General features: G+C 64.9%; 19 protein-coding genes and 1 other RNA gene. 14 read left to right on the top strand and 6 right to left on the bottom strand.

Annotated elements, in window-relative coordinates; all coding sequences use genetic code 11:
- The first annotated feature begins 52 nt into the window (after positions 1-52).
- Positions 53-1,459, top strand: coding sequence for an MATE family efflux transporter (locus ACNJX8_RS34395; protein ID WP_439358323.1), 1,407 nt, complete (start codon positions 53-55; stop codon positions 1,457-1,459).
- A gap of 97 nt (positions 1,460-1,556) precedes the next feature.
- Here ACNJX8_RS34395 and ACNJX8_RS34390 read toward each other — a convergent pair whose 3' ends face one another.
- From ACNJX8_RS34390 to ACNJX8_RS34380, 3 genes are all read right to left on the bottom strand, one after another.
- Positions 1,557-1,871 (bottom strand): hypothetical protein, encoded by a 315-nt coding sequence (locus tag ACNJX8_RS34390; RefSeq protein ID WP_128931407.1) that lies wholly within the window; start codon positions 1,869-1,871, stop codon positions 1,557-1,559.
- Positions 1,868-2,974 (bottom strand): IS5 family transposase, encoded by a 1,107-nt coding sequence (locus ACNJX8_RS34385; RefSeq protein ID WP_128937143.1) that lies wholly within the window; start codon positions 2,972-2,974, stop codon positions 1,868-1,870. Before ACNJX8_RS34385 ends, ACNJX8_RS34390 begins: the two co-directional genes overlap by 4 nt.
- A gap of 73 nt (positions 2,975-3,047) precedes the next feature.
- Entirely contained in the window at positions 3,048-3,791 is a 744-nt protein-coding gene (locus ACNJX8_RS34380; protein WP_128936043.1) for a sulfite exporter TauE/SafE family protein, read from the bottom strand.
- A 229-nt stretch (positions 3,792-4,020) separates the two neighbouring features.
- Here ACNJX8_RS34380 and ACNJX8_RS34375 point away from each other — a divergent pair, with 229 nt between their 5' ends.
- The 3 genes from ACNJX8_RS34375 to ACNJX8_RS34365 all read left to right on the top strand — a co-directional run bounded on the left by ACNJX8_RS34375 (position 4,021) and on the right by ACNJX8_RS34365 (position 5,781).
- Positions 4,021-4,281, top strand: a complete 261-nt coding sequence (locus ACNJX8_RS34375) for a hypothetical protein (protein ID WP_164934369.1) — start codon at positions 4,021-4,023, stop codon at positions 4,279-4,281.
- Between the two features lie 82 nt (positions 4,282-4,363).
- Entirely contained in the window at positions 4,364-5,470 is a 1,107-nt protein-coding gene (locus ACNJX8_RS34370; RefSeq protein ID WP_128937143.1) for an IS5 family transposase, read from the top strand.
- Complete coding sequence (locus ACNJX8_RS34365; protein ID WP_128931407.1) at positions 5,467-5,781, top strand: hypothetical protein; 315 nt, start codon at positions 5,467-5,469, stop codon at positions 5,779-5,781. Before ACNJX8_RS34370 ends, ACNJX8_RS34365 begins: the two co-directional genes overlap by 4 nt.
- Here the strand turns inward: ACNJX8_RS34365 and ACNJX8_RS34360 are convergent.
- Entirely contained in the window at positions 5,778-7,148 is a 1,371-nt protein-coding gene (locus ACNJX8_RS34360; RefSeq protein WP_439358321.1) for a PLP-dependent aminotransferase family protein, read from the bottom strand. The genes ACNJX8_RS34365 and ACNJX8_RS34360 overlap by 4 nt on opposite strands.
- 79 nt (positions 7,149-7,227) lie before the next feature.
- Between ACNJX8_RS34360 and ACNJX8_RS34355 the strand changes: the two genes are divergently transcribed.
- Positions 7,228-7,656, top strand: a complete 429-nt coding sequence (locus ACNJX8_RS34355) for a DUF983 domain-containing protein (protein ID WP_128936040.1) — start codon at positions 7,228-7,230, stop codon at positions 7,654-7,656.
- A 275-nt stretch (positions 7,657-7,931) separates the two neighbouring features.
- Here ACNJX8_RS34355 and rnpB read toward each other — a convergent pair.
- Positions 7,932-8,411, bottom strand: an RNA gene (gene rnpB / locus ACNJX8_RS34350) — RNase P RNA component class A.
- 150 nt (positions 8,412-8,561) lie between these two features.
- Here rnpB and ACNJX8_RS34345 point away from each other — a divergent pair.
- Both ACNJX8_RS34345 and ACNJX8_RS34340 read left to right on the top strand, forming a co-directional pair.
- The gene (locus ACNJX8_RS34345; RefSeq protein ID WP_091879244.1) at positions 8,562-8,915 is read left to right on the top strand and encodes a YciI family protein; all 354 of its coding nucleotides are present in this window, start codon (positions 8,562-8,564) and stop codon (positions 8,913-8,915) included.
- A gap of 76 nt (positions 8,916-8,991) precedes the next feature.
- Positions 8,992-10,224: an RNA polymerase sigma factor gene (locus ACNJX8_RS34340; protein ID WP_439358320.1), complete on the top strand. Its 1,233-nt coding sequence runs from the start codon at positions 8,992-8,994 to the stop codon at positions 10,222-10,224.
- A gap of 142 nt (positions 10,225-10,366) precedes the next feature.
- Here ACNJX8_RS34340 and ACNJX8_RS34335 read toward each other — a convergent pair whose 3' ends face one another.
- Entirely contained in the window at positions 10,367-11,149 is a 783-nt protein-coding gene (locus tag ACNJX8_RS34335) for an N-acetylmuramoyl-L-alanine amidase (protein ID WP_128936038.1), read from the bottom strand.
- Positions 11,150-11,674: 525 nt separating this feature from the next.
- Here ACNJX8_RS34335 and rsmH point away from each other — a divergent pair.
- From rsmH to murD, 7 genes are all read left to right on the top strand, one after another.
- A complete protein-coding gene (gene rsmH, locus ACNJX8_RS34330; RefSeq protein ID WP_439358319.1) occupies positions 11,675-12,664 on the top strand; it encodes a 16S rRNA (cytosine(1402)-N(4))-methyltransferase RsmH in 990 nt (329 codons plus the stop codon).
- A 3-nt stretch (positions 12,665-12,667) separates the two neighbouring features.
- Complete coding sequence (gene ftsL, locus ACNJX8_RS34325) at positions 12,668-13,060, top strand: cell division protein FtsL (protein WP_091879235.1); 393 nt, start codon at positions 12,668-12,670, stop codon at positions 13,058-13,060.
- A complete protein-coding gene (locus tag ACNJX8_RS34320) occupies positions 13,057-14,811 on the top strand; it encodes a peptidoglycan D,D-transpeptidase FtsI family protein (RefSeq protein ID WP_128944668.1) in 1,755 nt (584 codons plus the stop codon). The genes ftsL and ACNJX8_RS34320 overlap by 4 nt, the downstream gene beginning before the upstream one ends.
- Before the next feature lie 84 nt (positions 14,812-14,895).
- On the top strand, positions 14,896-16,353 hold the full coding sequence (locus tag ACNJX8_RS34315) for a UDP-N-acetylmuramoyl-L-alanyl-D-glutamate--2,6-diaminopimelate ligase (protein ID WP_439358318.1): 1,458 nt from the start codon (positions 14,896-14,898) through the stop codon (positions 16,351-16,353).
- A complete protein-coding gene (locus ACNJX8_RS34310) occupies positions 16,350-17,729 on the top strand; it encodes a UDP-N-acetylmuramoyl-tripeptide--D-alanyl-D-alanine ligase (RefSeq protein ID WP_439358317.1) in 1,380 nt (459 codons plus the stop codon). The genes ACNJX8_RS34315 and ACNJX8_RS34310 overlap by 4 nt, the downstream gene beginning before the upstream one ends.
- Positions 17,730-17,911: 182 nt before the next feature.
- On the top strand, positions 17,912-19,015 hold the full coding sequence (mraY, locus tag ACNJX8_RS34305; protein WP_122401968.1) for a phospho-N-acetylmuramoyl-pentapeptide-transferase: 1,104 nt from the start codon (positions 17,912-17,914) through the stop codon (positions 19,013-19,015).
- A 7-nt stretch (positions 19,016-19,022) separates the two neighbouring features.
- Positions 19,023-20,423, top strand: coding sequence for a UDP-N-acetylmuramoyl-L-alanine--D-glutamate ligase (murD, locus tag ACNJX8_RS34300; RefSeq protein WP_439358316.1), 1,401 nt, complete (start codon positions 19,023-19,025; stop codon positions 20,421-20,423).
- Positions 20,424-20,478: the final 55 nt, after the last annotated feature.

Genomic DNA, 20,478 nt, shown 5'->3' with positions numbered 1-20,478 from the left:
GCGCGCGGCAGGGGCGAACGTCCCGATGTTACGGCGCCAAGGATGGACGGACATGAAAGACCTGACAAACGGCTCCATCGTGAGCCACATCCTGCACATGGCGCCGCCGATCATGGTCGGCATGGTCACGATCATGGTCTGCCAGCTGGTCGATCTCTACTTCGTCTCGGGACTGGGCGATGCGGCGGTCGCGGGCGTCGCCGCGGCCGGCAACGCCGGATTTCTCGTCAACGCGCTGATGCAGGTGCTCGGCGTTGGCACCGTTGCGCTGATCGCACATGCGGTGGGACGCAAGGATCGGCAGGACGCCAATTTGATCTTCAACCAGGCGATCGCGCTGTCGGTGCTGTTCGGCTTGCTGACTCTGGCCATGGGAGCAGCATTGTCGCGCCTCTACATGCGTTCGATTGCCGCGGACCAGGCGACGATCGAGGCGGGGACCATCTATCTGTTGTGGTTCATGCCGGCGCTCGCGTTGCAATTCGCCACACAGGTGATGGCGTCTGCGCTGCGCGCGACCGGCATCGTGCGTCCCGCCATGCTGGTGCAGGCGCTCGCGGTCGTCATCAACATTGCGTTGGCGCCGGTGCTGATCGCGGGCTGGGGCACGGGCTACGCACTCGGCGTTGCCGGCGCGGGGCTGGCAAGCTCGATCGCGGTGGTGATCGGCGTCCTGATGCTGCTGGCGTACTTCCGCAAGGTCGAGCGCTACGTCGCGTTCGACGCGACGCAGTGGCGCCCGCAGCCGCGCCATTTGAAGCGCATCCTCAATGTCGGGCTGCCCGCCGGCGGCGAATTCGCGATGATGTTCATCCTCATGGCGGTGGTCTACTACGTGCTGCGCGATTTCGGCGCGGCGGCGCAGGCGGGATTCGGCATCGGACAGCGCGTGCTCGGCCTGATCCAGATGCCGGCGCTCGCGGTCGCGCTGGCGGCCGGGCCGATCGCCGGCCAGAACGTCGGCACTGCAAACGGCGCGCGCGTGCGCGAAACCTTCGTCAAGGCGGCGCTGATCACCACCGTCGTGATGATCGGCTTCATGATTCTTGCGCAGCTGAAGCCGGAACTGCTGCTCGCCGGATTCTCGAACGACAGGGAGACGATGGAGATCGCCTTCCTGTTCCTGCGGATCATCTCGCTCAACATGGTGGCGCAGGGCCTGATCTTCACCTGCTCGAGCATGTTCCAGGGCCTCGGTAACACCAAGCCGGTGCTGTTGAGCTCGGCGACGCGCGTGTTCACTTATTCGCTGCCGGCGATCTGGCTGTCGACGCGGCCGGGCTTCCGCATGGAGCACGTGTGGTACTTGTCGATCGCTGCGACGACGCTCCAGGCTGCGCTGAGCTTGTGGTTGTTGCGCCGCGAATTCATGAAGCGACTGGTATCGCCCCGTCCGGAGCAACCCATGGAGCAGGCGGGGACCGAGCCAGTCGCGCCTCCCGCACGCGTGCCCGCCTAAAGCGCGATGAGATTAGGATGAATCGTCATCGCGCTTTAGGTTGTTGTTTGAGCATGATCTTTTCGGAAAACCGCTACGCGCTTTTCCGGATCATGCTTTAGCAGGCTGTTGAAGAAGTAGCCAATCGGCGGGCGATAAAAGGAATGTCGTCGCCGCCTTCGAGGCATATCTTACCTTCGAGCGAGCCATCGGCGAGCTCTTCTGCCCAACCACGGCCTTTTGCGGGCTCCATCTCGTCGTTGCCATCCCATGTGAACTCGACGGCATCGCCTTCGCAACGGCCGTATATTGCCCCGGTGAGACAATCCAGGGCGAACTCGCCACCGTCGTTTGTGAACAGGATGTAAGAGCCCGACCCGGCCATGTCGTGATCGGGCGTTTCCACGACGCGCCATTTGCCCCGCACGCTCATAGCTGCACCGCCAGCAGCTTGGGCAGGCGGATCAGATTGTAGGCGGCAAGCGCCAACGTAAAGACGGCGTCCACACGCTCGCGCCCTCGCAGCTTTACCTTGGCCAGACCGGCGGAACTCTTGATCCATCCGAACACTTCCTCAATCCGCTTGCGGCAGCGTTGGCTGATCTCGTAGCCGGCATGGCGGGTGGAGCGGGCATCGACCGCCGTCTTGCGCGGGACGCCTGTCTTGCTGAGGTGTCCGTCGATTGCGATGTGCGGCGTCACCGATCGTTCTCTCAAGTCGTGCACGAACTGCGTAACGTCATAAGCCTTGTCCGCGCCGAGCGTGACCCGCCGGCCTCTGGGATGGCAATTATCAATCAACGCCAGCGCTGTCTCTCGTTCGGCCGTACCGGTGGCCTGGCTGACAATGCCGCCGACCGCCAAACCATGGCGATTTTCCATCAGAGCATGCCCCATGTAGCAGAGCTTGGCCGGCTGCCCATCGCCCTTCTTGTACAGCCGAGCCTCCGGATCGGTGGTGCTTTGGTGCGTCTTGTTTGAACGCTTCTCCTTGTGGAAGCTGCGCTCAGCGTTACGTCCCGGCCCCCCACTGTCGTTGTCGCCTCCATCCCTTCTGCGGAAGCTCTTGATCGAAGCCCACGCCTCAATCAGCGTGCCGTCCACCGAGAAGTGGTCGCTCGACAATAGCCGCTTCACTTTCGGCTGAGCCATTACCGCGGAGAGGAACTTAGCGGCGATCTCACCCTCTAGCAGCCGGTCGCGGTTCTTGGAAAAGGTCGAGTGGTCCCACACCGGATCGTCCACGCCAAGACCGACAAACCAGCGGAACAACAGGTCGAACTCCAGCCGCTCCATCAATTGTCGTTCCGAGCGGATGCCATAGAACGCCTGCAACAACATCGCCCGAAGCAGCCTCTCCGGTGCAATCGAGGGTCGGCCAAAGTCCGTGTAAAGCCCCGCAAATGCCTTCGATAGATCGTCCAGCGCAGCGTTCACAATCTCCCGGATCTTCCGTAAGGCGTGATCCGGGCGAACCCGCGCTTCAAGATCCACGTAACTGAAGAGCGATCCAGACCGCTCGTCCGATCCCCGCATCATGGCCTCCCGATTCAACTATCGAGAGAATCACGTCCACTGCCATCCTGCCAGAGACTTCTTCAACAGCCTGTTAGTGCGTGCCAACACTATTCCAGACGAGGCCGAGGCCCGACAGAAATAGGAGGCCGAGCACGACATCGCCAAAATGCTTGTCGCTCAGGGCGTGATAGACCCGCGCGCCTGCCCATGCGCCGATCAGTGTGCCCGGAAACGCGACCAGCGCGAGCCAGACCACTTTGAGTTCGACAAGGCCCGACGCGGTCTGCAACGCGAGCGCGGTCGCGAGCACCGTGAAATTGAAGAGCTGGAAGATGCCGCGTCGCTCGTGCTTGTTCCAGCCGCGGATGTTGGCCCACAGGATCGGCAGCGGGCCCGACAGTCCGGCGAGGCCGCCAAGAATGCCGCCGGCGAAGCCGATCGCGCCGTCGGCGATCCGGCCGCCGAACTTGATCGCGAGCGGCCTCTTGTTCAGATACAGCGCGCTCGAGAAGATCAGGAGCAGCACGCCGACGCTCAGCTTGAACACTTTTGGATCGGCCGAGGCGACCATCATCGTTCCCAGTGGCACGCCGATCAGTCCGCCGATCAGGAACGGCCAGACCAGCGAGAGGTCAAAACTCTTCCACATCGACGGTAGCGTTGAGGTTTGCGCGATCACCGAGCAGATCAGCACCAGCGGCACCGCAAGCGACGGCGGCAGCACATAGAGCCAGATGCCGAGCGCCATCAGTGCCGTGCCGAAGCCGGCCAGTCCCGAGACGAAGCCGCCGGCCAGCGCGCCGAACAGCAGCAGCGCGTAAGTGGACGTTTCCACCAATCATTTCCTGTCGTTAGCGGCGATGCCGAACGCGATCCCGCTTTTGATCGTCATCTGGCGCATAGCACAGATGCGGCCGCGAAGGTCAATTTCAAAACCGCACGCAAGCGTGATCCCCAGCGGCGGGCGTTCGCGGAAGACGTGCCTACATGACGCTCGTACTTTAATCCTGGGGCCTGCCGGGCGTCACGCCGCACCGTCCCTGATGAGATGATGGAGCATGATCATGACCCGCATGAACATTGCCGTTGCGGCCGCGCTGTTATCGGCCGCCGCCCTGACGCCGACATTGGCGCAGGCGCAGTTTTCCGAGCCTGCAGCCTATCAGGCCGCGCATCCCGACCGCGATGTGCTCAATGGCGGCCAGCTCACGCCCGCGGGGCGCGCAGCCCGCGGCGAGGCGGTGGCCCCGAGCGAGGCCTATGCGGCTTATCCTGCAGCCGTTGCGCCGGTGGTTCGCCCACGCCACCGTCGTCATCATCAATAAAGAGTCTAGCAGGCTGTTGAAGAAGTCTCTGGCAGGATGGCAGTGGACGTGATTCTCTCGATAGTTGAATCGGGAGGCCATGATGCGGGGATCGGACGAGCGGTCTGGATCGCTCTTCAGTTACGTGGATCTTGAAGCGCGGGTTCGCCCGGATCACGCCTTACGGAAGATCCGGGAGATTGTGAACGCTGCGCTGGACGATCTATCGAAGGCATTTGCGGGGCTTTACACGGACTTTGGCCGACCCTCGATTGCACCGGAGAGGCTGCTTCGGGCGATGTTGTTGCAGGCGTTCTATGGCATCCGCTCGGAACGACAATTGATGGAGCGGCTGGAGTTCGACCTGTTGTTCCGCTGGTTTGTCGGTCTTGGCGTGGACGATCCGGTGTGGGACCACTCGACCTTTTCCAAGAACCGCGACCGGCTGCTAGAGGGTGAGATCGCCGCTAAGTTCCTCTCCGCGGTAATGGCTCAGCCGAAAGTGAAGCGGCTATTGTCGAGCGACCACTTCTCGGTGGACGGCACGCTGATTGAGGCGTGGGCTTCGATCAAGAGCTTCCGCAGAAGGGATGGAGGCGACAACGACAGTGGGGGGCCGGGACGTAACGCTGAGCGCAGCTTCCACAAGGAGAAGCGTTCAAACAAGACGCACCAAAGCACCACCGATCCGGAGGCTCGGCTGTACAAGAAGGGCGATGGGCAGCCGGCCAAGCTCTGCTACATGGGGCATGCTCTGATGGAAAATCGCCATGGTTTGGCGGTCGGCGGCATTGTCAGCCAGGCCACCGGTACGGCCGAACGAGAGACAGCGCTGGCGTTGATTGATAATTGCCATCCCAGAGGCCGGCGGGTCACGCTCGGCGCGGACAAGGCTTATGACGTTACGCAGTTCGTGCACGACTTGAGAGAACGATCGGTGACGCCGCACATCGCAATCGACGGACACCTCAGCAAGACAGGCGTCCCGCGCAAGACGGCGGTCGATGCCCGCTCCACCCGCCATGCCGGCTACGAGATCAGCCAACGCTGCCGCAAGCGGATTGAGGAAGTGTTCGGATGGATCAAGAGTTCCGCCGGTCTGGCCAAGGTAAAGCTGCGAGGGCGCGAGCGTGTGGACGCCGTCTTTACGTTGGCGCTTGCCGCCTACAATCTGATCCGCCTGCCCAAGCTGCTGGCGGTGCAGCTATGAGCGTGCGGGGCAAATGGCGCGTCGTGGAAACGCCCGATCACGACATGGCCGGGTCGGGCTCTTACATCCTGTTCACAAACGACGGTGGCGAGTTCGCCCTGGATTGTCTCACCGGGGCAATATACGGCCGTTGCGAAGGCGATGCCGTCGAGTTCACATGGGATGGCAACGACGAGATGGAGCCCGCAAAAGGCCGTGGTTGGGCAGAAGAGCTCGCCGATGGCTCGCTCGAAGGTAAGATATGCCTCGAAGGCGGCGACGACATTCCTTTTATCGCCCGCCGATTGGCTACTTCTTCAACAGCCTGCTAGACGATCTGCCTGGTGTCGGTGCGCTTTTGCAGCGCGCTGACCAGGATGCGCAGCGCCTCGGTCAATTCCGCCCGGTTGCGCGCTGCGCCCAGCGAGAGGCGCGCCGCATGAGGCGGTGTTCCATCCACGGTGAAGGCTTCGCCGTCGACCACCGCGAGTCCATTCCGCAAGAGATGCCCCACGACATCGGACCGGGCCTCCGGCAGCCGTAGCCAGAGATGATGAGCGGCCGGCTTGGCCAGGAACTTAAACCCCTTCAGCGCCCGCTGCGCGAGCTGTTGGCGGCCGACTGCCTCGTTGCGGATGGCGGTGATGATGCGGTCGGCAATGCCGGTCTCGATCCAATGCGTGACCAGCGCGACCATCAGCGGCGCCGGCATCTGCACGGTGGCCTGCAGATGGCTGCGCATCGTCTGCTGCGCGTCGTTGTCGGGCGCCAACAGATAGGCGACGCGCAGCGCCGGCGCGATGCATTTTGACAGCGTGGTCGCGAGATAAGTCCGCTCCGGAATGAGGTTCGCGATCGGCGATGCCGAGCGATCGAGCAGCCCGTAGGCGTCGTCCTCGATCAGCGTCGTACCGGCATCGCTGATGATCTTTGCGATCGCATTCCGCCGCTCGGCGGACAATGTCGCCGTGGTCGGATTGTGCAGCGTCGGAATGAGATAGACGGCCTTCGGGCTGTGCGCGCGGCAGGCCTTCGCCAGCGCGTCGGGCAGGATGCCGCCGTCATCCATGGCGACACCGACGAGCTTGACGCCGAGCCGTGCGGCGGCGGCCTTGATGCCGGGAAAGGTGAGCGCTTCCGTCAGCACGATTTCGTGGGGCCGCGCGAGATGGGCGAGCACGTTGAACAGGATCGTTTGCGCGCCCGGAAAGATCACGAGCCTGTCGGCATGTGCATGCGGAACGCGTGCGCGCATCCAGCGCGCTGCGATCTCGCGCTCATGCGCGCTGCCGCCGGGCGGTTGATAGTTGAGATGCGCCGTCAGGCCCGATTGCGCGCGGATGGACTCCATTCCGGCGATGATGCGCTCGTCGAGCTGCGCCTCCAGCGGATGCGGCGGCACATTCATCGAGAGATCAATCGCGACGGGATGCGGCATGTCGACCGCACGGCGCGCGCTGGTCTCCGACACGAACGAGCCCTGTCCGACCCGGGCTTCCATGATGCCGCGGCGCCGGGCTTCGGTGTAGGCGCGCGTCACCGTGGTGAGATCGATGCCGAGTGCTTTCGCGAGTGCCCGCTGCGTCGGCAATTGCTGGCCGCGCACCAGCCTCCCTGCGGCAATGTCGGCCTCCATGGCTTCGACGATGCGCTGGTAGCGCGGGCCCGAGAGCTCCGAGATTGTAGGGGTCCAATCCATGCAATATAGGCTCACATCCTTTGAATGTATGGATGCAATATATTATTGTATGGATCGTTGAAAAGGAAGAGGTGTGGTCATGGCGACGGTCTCTCTGGCAAAGGCGATGTGGCGCGGCTTCGGCGGCAAATGCCCGAATTGCGGGGAAGGGCACCTGTTCGGCCGCTTCCTGAAAGTGGCTCACGCTTGCGACCACTGCGGCGAGGAGCTGTTCCACCAACGCGCCGATGATTTTCCGGCTTACCTCGTGATGGTCATCGTCGGCCATCTCGTGGTGCCGGCCATCCTCGCGGTCGAGACGGCCTACGCGCCGCCGGAGTGGCTGCAACTCGCGGTGTGGCTGCCGGTGACCCTGTTCGCGTCGCTCGCATTACTGCAACCGACCAAGGGCGCCATCGTCGGGCTGCAATGGCAGCTTGGCATGCACGGTTTCGAGGCGAGCAAGCTGCGGCGCGAGGCCGGCGAGCTTGCACCCGTCCTCGTGAAGGCGAATACGCGCGCGGCCTGACGCGGCGACAGAGTCTACATCGCGCGGCCGGCCGCTACATCGCATTCCGGGGCGTGCGCGGCACGAACCCGGAATCCATTCCTCCACCAACTGTGCCGTCCGATGGATTCCGGGCTCTCGCTTCGCGCCCCGGAATGACGCCATTTAAATGGCTGCGCTTGCCCCTAAAATGGTGAGGGGCCCGGCGCATTCACGCCGAACCTCTCGTTGCTTGCTCAGCAAGAGGCGTTTTCTTCACGCGAACCGGAAACCCACTTCGCTCGAAAACGCTTTAGAACATCAGCCGGCCTGTAAGCCGGGTTCTGTAGGGCACCGCCCGCTTGCGCGAACGGTACGTGACGGCCATTCCTCTGGGGTCATGTTTGCACATGGCCTCGAGCAACCTACCCGGACGGCGGGCCTGACATCGCCCCGCGGCGTTATCGCTTGCGCGAACAGCCCGCTACGCCGTCCCTATTCGGTTTTGCTCCCGGTGGGGTTTACCATGCCGGCTCCGTTGCCGCAGCCGCGGTGCGCTCTTACCGCACCTTTTCACCCTTACCCGCCTATGCAGCTTGCGCTGCTTCGGCGTGGCGAGCCTCGCGGGCTTGTCACGCCATAGCCCGAAGGGGCGAAGGCGGGCGGTTCGTTTTCTGTGGCACTTTCCCTGGGGTTACCCCCGCCGGACGTTATCCGGCACCGCATGTCAAGGGAGCCCGGACTTTCCTCCCCGGCGGCCTTTCGGCCCCTGCCGGAGCGGCCGTCCGGCCGACTGACGGTCTACGCATGGAGCATTTGTGACGGTTCCGTCAAGCCGATATCGCCGCGCACGCTTGGCCCGAAATAATTTATCCTGAAGATGTCGTTTGGAGCGTGCCCCGTTCGACTGGATGCCGGCGAGAGAGCCGAACAACAGGAGTGAAGCGATGCAGTATCTGCTGATGATCTACCAGAACGAGGCCGAGTACGCGAAGATTGACACGGGAACCACTCAGAAGATGTCGGCGGAGTATGAGGCCTTCACGCAATCCATCATCCGGAACGGCAATTTCAAGGCCGGCGATCGGCTCCGGCCGACCACGACCGCGACCACGGTGCGCGTGCGCGACGGCAAGACGCTGACGACCGATGGTCCGTTCGCGGAAACGCGCGAGCAACTCGGCGGCTACTATCTGATCGAGGCCAAGGATCTCGACGCCGCGATCGAGATTGCGGCGCGGATTCCCAGTGCGCGCATCGGGTCGATCGAGGTGCGGCCGATCTGGGTGTATGAGAAGTGACAACTCTCACCTTCGTCATTCCGGGCTCGTGGCCTTGCCGCGCCCGGGAATGACGGGAGGAGAGTGATCGTGTGACATGACCCCTTCCGAGATCGAAGCCATCTTCCGTGACGAGGCGGGGCGGGCGCTGGCCACGCTGATCCGCCTCGTCGGTGATTTCGATCTCGCCGAGGATTCGCTTCAGGATGCGTTTGCCGTCGCGCTGGAACGCTGGCCGGCATGTGAGGCCCCCGACAATCCGCGCGCCTGGCTGGTCAATGTCGCGCGCAACAAGGCGATCGACCGCATTCGCCGCCAGGCCATCTTTCGCGGCAAGCAGCAAGCGCTGGTGCACGAGCTCGAGCTGAACGCGCAAGCGCCTGACGAGCCGCCGGCCATGCTCGACGACGACATGCTCAGGTTGATCTTCACCTGCTGCCATCCCGCGTTCGCAGCCGAAGTCCAGGTCGCGCTGACGCTGCGCACCGTCTGCGGGCTGTCCACCGCGCAGGTCGCGCGCGCCTTTCTCGTCAGCGAGGAGGCGATGGCCCAACGCCTCGTTCGCGCCAAGCAGAAGATCCGTCTCGCCGGTATTCCTTACGAAGTGCCGGAGCGCGACGCGCTGGCGCTGCGGCTCGACGGCGTGCTCGCCGTGATCTATCTCGTCTTCACCGAAGGCTACGTGGCGACCTCGGGGACGGGCCTGATGCGGCCCGATTTCGTCGTCGAGGCGATCCGGCTCGGCCGCCTGCTCGACCGGTTGATGCCCGATCGTGCCGGCATCAAGGGCCTGCTGGCGTTGATGCTGCTGCACGATGCGCGCCGCGGCGGGCGCGAGACACCGGCCGGCGATATCGTGCTGCTAGAGGAACAGGATCGCTCGCTGTGGGATCGCGCGCAGATCGAGGAGGGCCTGCTCCTGGTGGAGGACGCGCTGCGCCTGCCGGGCCGGCCGCAACCCTATGCCGTGCAAGCCGCGATCGCGGCGCTGCATGCGCGCGAGATCAGCTTTGAGGAGACCGATTGGCGGCAGATTGCGGGGCTCTATGAGGTTTTGCTGCGCATCAGTCCCTCGCCGGTGATCGAGCTGAATCATGCCGCGGCGGTGTCGATGGTCGATGGACCTTCACGTGCGCTCGCTCTTGTCGACGCGATCACCGCGCGCGGCGGGCTTGATGGCTACGAGCTGTTGCCCGCGGTGCGCGCGGATCTGTTGCGGCGGCTCGGCCGCAAGGACGAGGCGCGCGAGGCGTATCGGGCGGCGACGGAGGCGACGCAGCTGGAGCCGTTGCGGCGGCTGTATGCGCGACGGGTGAGGGAGATGGGATAGTCGCCACGAGCTCCGTCATTGTGAGCCAACGGGTCCGCGCGAAGCGCGGCCCGATGACAGGCTCCGCGAAGCAATCCAGCGTCTCTCCGCCGGAACAGTCTGGATTGCTTCGTCGCAATGACGAAGTATGTGGCCGTCGTCGTCACTTCGACGCGACAGGCGTCCCCTCTTGCGGAAGGCTCGCCAGCAACGCCTGCAATGTCGACAGCGTCGAATGATCGGCGACGCCATCCAGCCGCGCCGGGCGGAAGTGGCGCTGGAAGGCGGTGATGACTTCCATGGTCGCAGCATCGTATTTGCCGGTCAGCGGCACGCCGTAGCCGTATCTGGCGAGCGCCTGCTGCATGCTCAGCACGGCGTCGCTGATGGTGCCGAGCATCAAGGTCTCGCCGCGCACGACCGGGGCGGGCGTCACCCAGTGGCCGACGCCGGAATTGGCAAGCGAATGCCACGGAAATTTTTCGCCGGGATCCTTCTTGCGCGCGGGCGCGACGTCGGAATGGCCGAGCACCCGGTGCGGCGGCACCTTGCGGCGGAGCATGATGCCGCGGCACAGCGCGATCACGGCGGCGATCTGGCGCAGTGGATACTCCGGATAGCCCCAGTCATGCCCGCGATTGATGATCTCGATGCCGATCGAGCAGGAGTTGATGTCGTCCTCGCCGGCCCAGGACGAGACGCCGGCGTGCCAGGCGCGCCTGGCCTCGGGCACGCATTGCACGATGCGGCCGTCCTCCAGCACGACGTAATGTGCCGACACGTCAGTCCCCGCCGTGCACAGCCGCGCCAGCGCGCCCTCGACATCGGGCATGCCGGTGTAGTGCAGCACGATCATGTCCGGCTGCCGTCCCTTGGCGCGCTCGCCATGGTTCGGCGAAGGGATGATATCGGAGACGATCGAGGAATCCGGATCGAACGTCCGCATGCCTGCAGCGGCCTTGGGAACCGGCAGAACGCGTTGACGCTTCGAATCAGATCCAGACGGCGTGGACGAACCGGACGGCATGGACAGCTCGAGTTGGACGGAGAGTGTGGGCCAAGCCCTTCTCTTTACTATTCCTTTACCCTCGGCCGCGCGCAATCGCGCGCCGCGGTTAACGAATGCATTTTGGCGCATGTGTGTGGATGAAGCATCACCACGACGTCACCTTTTAGACTTGTCGCGAGGCGATCAACGCTTTCTTAACGCTAAGGGCCGTTACTGAGAGATGAAGTGCCGACCCGCGTCCGGAGGCGGCCAAAGCGTATTTTGGCTCGAAATCCCATGGCTGCCCGACAAAATTCGCTGGGAACACTGGGTTTGCCGCCCGGGACGACCGGACTCGGTAATCATGTAGGACGAGGGCCTTGTCGTGGAACCGCCGCGACGCAAAATCATTCGAGGCGTCATGGGCTGTTTCGTTCCCGATCTGGCATCGACGTCAGGCTGGGCGTTCGGCAGGCGTGGCGCATGAGCTCGGCTCCGCACATTCCGGTTCTCGGCCGCGAGGCCATCGACCATCTCGCCCCGCGCGAAGGTGGCATCTATGTCGATGCCACTTTCGGCGCCGGCGGCTACAGCCGCGCCATTCTCGACATGCCGGGAACCCGGCTCATTGCGATTGACCGCGATCGTACTGCGATCGCTGGCGGTGCCGAGCTCGTCGAACGCTCCGCCGGCCGGCTCACGCTGGTCGAAGACCGCTTCTCCAACCTCGCGGAAGTCTGCGCGGCGCGGGGCGTCGACACCGTCGATGGCATCGTGATGGATGTCGGCGTGTCCTCGATGCAGCTCGATCAGGCCGGCCGCGGCTTCTCCTTCCGTCTCGACGGTCCGCTCGACATGCGGATGGGGCAGGCGGGCCCGACCGCGGCGGACGTCGTCGCGCGTGCCTCCGAAGGCGATCTCGCCGACATCATCTATCTCTTCGGCGAGGAGCGGCATTCGCGGCGCATCGCCCGTGCCATCGTTGCAGATCGGCAGGAGAGGCCGTTCACGACCACGCGCGCGCTCGCCGATCTCGTCGGCAGGGTCGTGCGCTCGAAGCCCGGCGACATTCACCCGGCGACGCGGACGTTCCAGGCGCTGCGCATCTTCGTCAACGAAGAGCTCGAGGAACTCCAGACGGCGCTCGCTGCGGCCGAACGCGTGCTCAAGCCCGGCGGCCGCCTCGTCGTGGTCTCGTTCCATTCGCTGGAAGACCGCATCGTCAAGAATTTTCTCGCCTCACGTTCGAAGAGCGGCGGCGGCTCGCGGCATCTGCCGGAAGTCGCGCAGGCCGCGCCGAGCTTCCAGCTGCTGACGCGGCGGCCGGTCGTCGCCGGTGAGGACGAAGTGGCGCATAACCCGCGTGCGCGCTCCGCAAAGCTGCGCGCCGCCGAGCGCACCTCGGCGCCCGCGCATGACGATGGCGAGCCATCGTCCTGGCCAAGGCTCTCCGACGTCATGAGGGGTGGCTAGCGCATGCGCTTCATCCACCTCCTCGTCATCGGCGCGCTGATCTTCGCGGCGGCCCATGTCTACCGGATCAAGATGGACTCCACCGCGCGCACCGAGAAGGTGCTGCGGCTGCATGCGGAAATCCGGGAGCAGCGCGATGCGATCGCCTCGCTGCGCGCCGAATGGGCCAAGCTCGATGCGCCCTTGCGCCTGCAAGGATTGTCCGACCGGCATCTGTCGCTGAAGCCGGTCAACGGCACGCAATATGACTCGCTGAAGAACCTGCCGGAGCGCCCGCCGCGGATGTTCAGACCGGGCGAACCCGACCCGATCGGAGCGATGCTCAACACCATCGAAGCCGCCAGCGATCCCGAGACCGTGACGGGCTCCGTGCCTCAGCCGGAGGACAATCAATGAGCGCTCCGATCCCGGCAAAACCCATGGAAAAGCCGACCGAGCCCTGGCGGCAGCGGCTGATCCGCAGCCTGCTCTACGGGCGCAATGTCGATCGCGCCGCGAAGGCACGCGCGCGCGTTGGCCTCGCAATGCTCGCCTTCGCCTCGGTCTATGCCCTGATCGGCGGCCGCCTCGTGATGTTCGCGATCGGCGCCGACGCCCACGGTGCCCGCCGCGCCGCGGCGCAGGAAGTGGTCGCGACCGCGCGGCCTGACATCGTCGACCGCAACGGTGCGATCCTGGCAACCGACGTCAAGGCGGCGAGCCTGTTCGGCGAGCCACGCCGCATCATCGACAAGGACGAGGCGATCGAGCTTCTGACCGCCACCGTTCCCGACCTCGACGAGGCCGAGGTGCGCGAGCGTCTGAAGACGCGCAAGGGCTTTGTCTGGCTCAAACGCGAGGTCACGCCGAAGCAGCAGCAGGACATCCACAAGCTCGGCATTCCCGGCATCGGCTTCCTGCGTGAGAACAAGCGCGTCTATCCGACCGGCAACGAAGTCGCCCACCTCATCGGCCTCGTCAATATCGACAACCAGGGCATCGCCGGCCTGGAGAAGTGGCTCGATAATCAAGGGCTCGCCGATCTCCACCGCGCCGGCTTTGCCACCGACCGGTTGCAAAAGCCGATCGAGCTCTCGGTCGATCTGCGCGTCGAGCACGCGCTCCGCGACGAGCTGTTGAAGGCCAAGGACAAGTTCCACGCCAAGGCCGCCTCCGGCATCGTCTCCAACGTCAAGACCGGCGAGATCGTCGCGATGGTCTCGCTGCCGGACTTCGATCCCAACAATCCGAAGGAAGCGCACGACCCCGACCGCATCAACCGTCTGACCACGGGCGTCTATGAGATGGGCTCGACCTTCAAGGCGTTCACGCTGGCGATGGCGCTCGATTCCGGCAAGATCAACCTGAATTCGTCGTGGGATGCGCGCGGAAATCTGCACTACGGCAAGTTCACCATCCACGACAGCCACCCGCTCGGGCGTTTCATCAACACCAAGGAAGTGTTCACCTACTCGTCCAACATCGGCGCGGCGCGGATCGCGCTCAGCCAGGGGGTCGAGGCGCACAAGGCGTTCCTCGCCAAGATGGGCCAGTTGACGCGGCTGCGCACCGAGCTGCCGGAGAGCGCGGCGCCGCTGATCCCGCGCCGCTGGAGCGAGCTGAACACGGTCACCGCCGCGTTCGGCCAGGGCCTCTCGGTGGCGCCGCTCCAGGCGGTGATGGGCATCAACGCGCTGGTGAACGGCGGCTATCTCATTCCGCCGACATTCATGAAGCGCAGCGAAACCGAAGCGGCGGCGCTGGCCAAGCGCGTGATCAAGCAGGATACCAGCGACAAGATGCGGTATCTGATGCGGCTCAATGCCGAGATCGGTACCGCCAAGACCGCGGACATCAAGGGCTACTACGTGGGCGGCAAGACCGGCACGTCCGAGAAGGTCATCAACGGCCGCTATGCCAAGAAGCGGGTGCTCAACTCCTTCACCGCGGTCATGCCCTGCGACGATCCAAAATATCACATCCTGATCATGCTGGACGAGCCGCAGGCGATTCCTGAAACCAAGGGTTTCATCACGTCCGGCTGGAACGCGGTGCCGACGGGCGGCAAGGTGATCGAGCGAATCGCGCCGCTTCTGGGCGTCGAGCCGCGGTTCGACCTGCCGCCGTCCGACCGCCTTATTCTTGCAGCATCCAGGACAACCCAGTAATCAACCGGGTAGGCCGTTGCCGCTGCTGAGTCGGGACTTTTCCGAAGATTCGGCTTTCCGGCACGGCATGTCGACTGGAACACCATGAAGCTGCGCGAACTGCTAGGCAATGATGCCGCAATCGAGCCCGCTGCCGCGGCGCTCGATGTGACCGGCCTTGCGCTCGACAGCCGGCAGGTCGGGCCGGGCGATCTCTTCTTCGCACTTGCGGGCAGCAAGACCGACGGCGCGCGCTTCATCGACGCTGCGGTCGGCGCAGGCGCGGTGGCCGTCGTCGGCGACCATGCACCTGATGGCAGCAAGGTGCCGTTCGTCACGGTCGCCAATCCACGCCGCGCTCTGGCACTGGCCGCGGCAAGATTCTTCCCCGCACAGCCCGCGACGATTGCCGCGGTGACCGGCACCAGCGGCAAGACCTCGGTCGCGGCGTTCACGCGCCAGATCTGGGAGCGGCTGGGGCATGCGTCCGCCAGCATCGGCACCATCGGCCTCGTCTCGCCCAAGCGCACCGTCTACGGTTCGTTGACGACGCCGGATCCGATCGCACTGCACCGGCAGATCGACGAGATCGCGCGCGACGGCGTGACGCATCTCGCCTTCGAGGCGTCCTCGCACGGGCTCGACCAGTACCGCCTCGACGGCGTGCGCGTCTGCGCCGGCGGCTTCACCAATCTCTCGCGCGACCACATGGATTATCATCCGACCGTTGCGCATTACCTCGCGGCCAAGCTCCGCCTGTTCCGCGAGCTGGTCGCCCCTGATGGAGCAGCGGTGATCTCGGCCGATCATGATTGTTCAGTGGACGTCATCGACGCGGCGAAGGCGCGCGGCCTGCGCGTGATGGCGGTCGGCCGCAACGGCGACGGCGCAGGCGAGGGCATTCGTCTCGCCGATGCCGAGGTCGAGGGCTTTTCGCAAGCGCTCGCGCTCGAGCATCGCGGCAAGCGTTACGCGGTCCGTCTCCCGCTGGTCGGCGAGTTTCAGATCGAGAACGCGCTGGTATCGGCCGGCCTTGCCATCGGCACCGGCAGCGATGCGGCAAACGTGTTCGCGAGCCTCGAACATCTCGAAGGCGCCAAGGGCCGGCTCGAGCGCGTCGGCGAGCGCAACGGCGCGCCGATCTTCGTCGACTACGCGCATAAACCCGATGCGCTGGCGAAGGCTTTGCAGGCGCTCCGTCCCTACGCCACGCGCAGGCTGGTCGTCGTGTTCGGCGCCGGTGGCGATCGCGATGCCGGCAAGCGGCCGATCATGGGCGAGATCGCGGCCGAGAACGCCGACGGCGTCATCGTCACCGACGACAATCCGCGCAGCGAGAAGCCGGAGGCGATCCGTGCCGCGATCCTCGCCGCGGCCAAGGGTGCGCGCGAGATCGGCGACCGCGCTGAGGCCATTCGCGTCGCGATCGAGGACTTGCAGGAGGGCGATGCGCTCCTCATCGCCGGCAAGGGCCACGAGACCGGGCAGATCGTCGGCGGCGAGATCTTGCCCTTCAGTGATCACGAGGCGGTCGCCGCCGCACTAGCATCGAGGGTTGCATGAGCGCGCCGATATGGACGGTTGCCGAGGTGGCGCGCGCGCTGGGTGTCGGCGGATCATTCCCGGATACGCCGATCGATTTCGTCACCCAGGACAGCCGCCTGGTGAAACCGGGCAGACTGTTCGTCGCGCTGAGCGGCACGCCAAGCGGTGGCTTCGTCTCCGCCTTCGCCAGCGCGCGTGACGGCTGGGAGTTCGCGGACAAGGCGGAGGCCTCCGGAGCGGTCGCGATGATCGTGCCGCACGAGATCGCGGGCATCCGCATTCCCCAGATCGTCGTGAAGGACACACTGATCGACGGCCTGTGGGGCCTTGCGCGCGCCGCGCGCGCGCGCTTTGGCGGTCCAGTGATCGGGCTCACCGGCAGCGCCGGCAAGACCAGCACCAAGGAGTTTCTGGCCGCTTACCCCAACGCCTATGCCAGCCCGTCGAGCTTCAACAATTTCTGGGGCGTGCCGCTGACGCTGTGCAACGCCAGGCCGGACGCCAGCCTCTGGGTCGTCGAGATGGGCATGAACCAGCCCGGCGAAATCGCGCGGCTCAGCGAGTTGACGCGGCCGACCGTCGCGCTCGTCGTCAACGTCCAGCCGGTGCATCTGGAAAAGCTCGGCTCACTCGAAGCTATCAGGCGCGAGAAAGTATCGATCGCGCTCGGCCTGCCCGAGGACGGCGTGCTGGTGCTGCCCGCCGGGATCAAGGCGCCGGATTGGAAAGGCACGGTGGTGCGCTTCGGCGAGCATGCCGAGGTGCACGAGATCGCGCACGCCCCGCATGGCGAGAGCTGGCAGGTCGTGGCCAAGCTCGGCAAGAAGGAGATCGCCTTCAGCCTCACGCCGGGCGCGCCGCACCGCGTACAGAATGCGCTGGCCGCGCTCGCCGCGATCCGTGCGGCGAACCTCGATGCGGCAACGCTCGCGATCAAGCTCGACCGGGTCGGCATCATGACCGGCCGCGGCGTCGAGCAGGCGGTCGGCGGCATCACCGTGATCGACGACAGTTTCAACGGCAATCCGGCCAGCGTCGCTGCTGCGCTGCAAAGCCTTCAGGCGCGCAACATGTCTGGCGGGCGCCGCATTGCGGTGCTCGGCGACATGCTGGAGCTGGGTGCTGACGCACCAAGCTACCATACCGGCCTTGCCAAGCATCTCGAAGGTATCGACGGCGTCTATTGCGTCGGGCCCCTGATGCGCCACCTCTTCGACGTGCTGCCGTCAAGCAAGGGGCTCGGCTGGCACGACGATCCCGTCACGCTGAAGCCGGATGAGGTTGCGCGCCTGCTGAAGGCAGGCGACGTCGTGGTTGTCAAGGGCAGCAAGAAGATGTTCTGGGTCAACAAGTTTGTGCCGGGCCTGGTGGCCGCCTTGCAGGCAAAGGCGTAAACTGCTTGGAAGGCGCTGTTCCCGAATCCCCCTTTTGCGGCACGAAGCCGTCCGTTTCCCCAGAGGTCGCCTCCGACCCGATGATGAAGACCAGCGAATGCGCGTGAGGCACGTCGAGGCCAAGATAAAGGCCGAGAACAAGGCCAAGGCTGCGCGTGCAAAGGCGCCATAGGACCGTCTGAATGTTTTACTGGCTGATCGAGCTCTCCAACACATTTCCGGGCTTCGGTGCAATCCGCACGGTCCTGAACGTCTTCCGCTACATCACTTTCCGCACCGGCGGCGCCGTCGTCACCGGCGCGCTGTTCGTGTTCCTGTTCGGACCCTGGATCATCGATCATTTGCGCATCCGTCAGGGCAAGGGCCAGCCGATCCGCACCGACGGTCCGCAATCGCATCTCGCCAAGAAGGGCACGCCCACCATGGGCGGGCTCATGATCCTGTCGGGCCTCACCGTCGGTACGGTGCTGTGGGCCAACCCGCTCAACCCCTATGTCTGGATCGTGCTGGCGGTGACGCTCGGTTTCGGCTTCGTCGGCTTCTATGACGATTACCTCAAGGTCACCAAGCAGACCACGACCGGATTCGGCAGCAAGCTTCGCCTGCTGATCGAGGCGGCGATCGCGCTGGTCGCCTGCTACGCGCTGGTGCGGCTGAACCGTGATCCCGCGTCCACTGCGCTGACGATTCCGTTCCTGAAGGACACGGTGCTGCATTTCGGCTGGTTCTTCGTCATCTTCGGCGCCTTCGTCATCGTCGGCTCCGGCAACGCGGTGAACCTCACCGACGGTCTCGACGGCCTCGCCATCGTGCCGGTGATGATTGCGACCGCGAGCTTTGCGATGATCGCTTATCTCGCCGGCAACGCCGTGTTCGCCGAATATCTCCAGATCAAATATGTCGCGGGCACCGGCGAACTCGCCGTGCTCTGCGGCGCGCTATTGGGCGCCGGCCTCGGCTTCCTCTGGTTCAACGCGCCGCCGGCCTCGATCTTCATGGGCGACACCGGCTCGCTCGCGCTCGGCGGCATGCTGGGCGCGATCGCGGTCGCGGTGAAGCACGAGATCGTGCTCGCGGTGATCGGCGGCCTATTCGTGCTGGAGGCGGTCTCCGTCATCGTGCAGGTGGTGTCGTTCAAGCTCACCGGAAAGCGCATCTTCCGCATGGCGCCGATCCATCATCATTTCGAGCAGCTCGGCTGGACCGAGCCGCAGATCGTGATCCGCTTCTGGATCATCTCGGTGATGCTGGCGCTCGCCGGCCTGTCGACACTGAAGCTGCGGTGATCGATCGATGATCCCGGTCACGTCCTTTGCCGGCAAGACTGTCGCTGTGTTCGGCCTCGGCGGTTCGGGGCTCGCCTCCTGCCATGCGTTGAAAGCCGGTGGCGCCGAGGTGATCGCCGCCGACGACAATGCCGAGAACGTCGCCAAGGCGGCGCAGGTCGGTTTCGTCACCGCGGATTTGCGCAACATCTCCTGGGCGAATTTTGCCGCGCTCGTGCTGGCGCCCGGCGTGCCGCTGACCCATCCGGTGCCGCACTGGAGCGTGCTGAAGGCCCGCGAGGCTGGCGTCGAATTGATCGGCGACATCGAGCTGTTCTGCCGCGAGCGGCGGCGCCACGCACCGGATGCGCCATTCGTCGCCATCACCGGCACCAATGGCAAGTCGACCACGACGGCACTGATTGCGCATCTGACGAAAGTCGCCGGCTACGACACCCAGATGGGCGGCAATATCGGCACCGCGATCCTGTCGCTGGAGCCGCCGCGCATGGGTCGCGTCCACGTCATCGAGATGTCGTCCTACCAGATCGACCTCACGCCCTCGCTCGATCCCTCCGTCGGCATCCTGCTCAACGTCAGCGAGGACCACATCGACCGCCACGGCACGGTTGCGCATTACGCCGCGGTGAAGGAGCGTCTCGTTGCGGGCGTGCAGGACGGCGGCACCTCGATCGTTGGCGTCGACGACGGTTTTTGCCGTGACGTCGCCGATCGGCTCGACCGCGCCGGCAAGAACGTGGTGCGCATCTCCGTCAAGAATCCGCTGGCCACCGGGATTTACGTCGAGCACGGCAACATCGTGCGCACCTCGGGCGGTGCGCGCAGCGAGATCGCCGCTCTCGGCGGCATCGGCTCGCTGCGCGGCCAGCACAACGCGCAGAATGCCGCCTGCGCCGCCGCTGCCGCGCTCGCGATGGGCATCGGCCTCGACGTGCTGCAGAACGGCCTGCGCAGCTTTCCGGGCCTCGCGCACCGCATGGAGCAGGTCGGCCGCCGCGGCAACGTGCTGTTCGTCAACGATTCCAAGGGCACCAACGCGGATGCGACCGCGCATGCGTTGTCGTCCTTTGCGGATATCTTCTGGATTGCTGGCGGCAAGCCGAAGGCCGGCGGCATCACCAGCTTAACCTCCTTCTTCCCGCGCATTCGCAAGGCCTATCTGATCGGCGAGGCCGCACAGGAGTTTTCGGGAACGCTGGGCAGCGAGGTTGCGCACGAGATCAGCCAGACGCTGGACGTTGCCGTCGAACACGCCGCGCGCGACGCAGAAGCCTCAGGGCTCACCGACGCCGTCGTGCTGCTGTCGCCGGCCTGCGCCTCGTTCGACCAGTACCGCAATTTCGAGATCCGCGGCACCAAGTTCCGCGAGCTGGTGCAGGCGCTGCCGGGTGTGAAGCCGGTGGTGTAGGGAACACGCGTGCGTCACACTCCACTGTCGTCGCCCGGCTTGACCGGGCGATCCA

Source organism: Bradyrhizobium sp. SPXBL-04, assembly GCF_051853035.1.
GTDB classification, from domain to species: domain Bacteria; phylum Pseudomonadota; class Alphaproteobacteria; order Rhizobiales; family Xanthobacteraceae; genus Bradyrhizobium; species Bradyrhizobium zhanjiangense.
This window is presented reverse-complemented; position numbering and strand designations above follow the sequence as displayed.

What these genes read in the sequence shown, in the direction of transcription:
- ACNJX8_RS34395 (WP_439358323.1), top strand. Translation starts at nt 53, where the DNA reads ATGAAAGACCTGACAAACGGCTCCATCGTGAGCCACATCCTGCACATG.
- ACNJX8_RS34390 (WP_128931407.1), bottom strand. Translation starts at nt 1,871, where the DNA reads ATGAGCGTGCGGGGCAAATGGCGCGTCGTGGAAACGCCCGATCACGAC.
- ACNJX8_RS34385 (WP_128937143.1), bottom strand. Translation starts at nt 2,974, where the DNA reads ATGCGGGGATCGGACGAGCGGTCTGGATCGCTCTTCAGTTACGTGGAT.
- ACNJX8_RS34375 (WP_164934369.1), top strand. Translation starts at nt 4,021, where the DNA reads ATGACCCGCATGAACATTGCCGTTGCGGCCGCGCTGTTATCGGCCGCC.
- ACNJX8_RS34370 (WP_128937143.1), top strand. Translation starts at nt 4,364, where the DNA reads ATGCGGGGATCGGACGAGCGGTCTGGATCGCTCTTCAGTTACGTGGAT.
- ACNJX8_RS34365 (WP_128931407.1), top strand. Translation starts at nt 5,467, where the DNA reads ATGAGCGTGCGGGGCAAATGGCGCGTCGTGGAAACGCCCGATCACGAC.
- ACNJX8_RS34360 (WP_439358321.1), bottom strand. Translation starts at nt 7,148, where the DNA reads ATGGATTGGACCCCTACAATCTCGGAGCTCTCGGGCCCGCGCTACCAG.
- ACNJX8_RS34355 (WP_128936040.1), top strand. Translation starts at nt 7,228, where the DNA reads ATGGCGACGGTCTCTCTGGCAAAGGCGATGTGGCGCGGCTTCGGCGGC.
- ACNJX8_RS34345 (WP_091879244.1), top strand. Translation starts at nt 8,562, where the DNA reads ATGCAGTATCTGCTGATGATCTACCAGAACGAGGCCGAGTACGCGAAG.
- ACNJX8_RS34340 (WP_439358320.1), top strand. Translation starts at nt 8,992, where the DNA reads ATGACCCCTTCCGAGATCGAAGCCATCTTCCGTGACGAGGCGGGGCGG.
- ACNJX8_RS34335 (WP_128936038.1), bottom strand. Translation starts at nt 11,149, where the DNA reads ATGCGGACGTTCGATCCGGATTCCTCGATCGTCTCCGATATCATCCCT.
- rsmH (WP_439358319.1), top strand. Translation starts at nt 11,675, where the DNA reads ATGAGCTCGGCTCCGCACATTCCGGTTCTCGGCCGCGAGGCCATCGAC.
- ftsL (WP_091879235.1), top strand. Translation starts at nt 12,668, where the DNA reads ATGCGCTTCATCCACCTCCTCGTCATCGGCGCGCTGATCTTCGCGGCG.
- ACNJX8_RS34320 (WP_128944668.1), top strand. Translation starts at nt 13,057, where the DNA reads ATGAGCGCTCCGATCCCGGCAAAACCCATGGAAAAGCCGACCGAGCCC.
- ACNJX8_RS34315 (WP_439358318.1), top strand. Translation starts at nt 14,896, where the DNA reads ATGAAGCTGCGCGAACTGCTAGGCAATGATGCCGCAATCGAGCCCGCT.
- ACNJX8_RS34310 (WP_439358317.1), top strand. Translation starts at nt 16,350, where the DNA reads ATGAGCGCGCCGATATGGACGGTTGCCGAGGTGGCGCGCGCGCTGGGT.
- mraY (WP_122401968.1), top strand. Translation starts at nt 17,912, where the DNA reads ATGTTTTACTGGCTGATCGAGCTCTCCAACACATTTCCGGGCTTCGGT.
- murD (WP_439358316.1), top strand. Translation starts at nt 19,023, where the DNA reads ATGATCCCGGTCACGTCCTTTGCCGGCAAGACTGTCGCTGTGTTCGGC.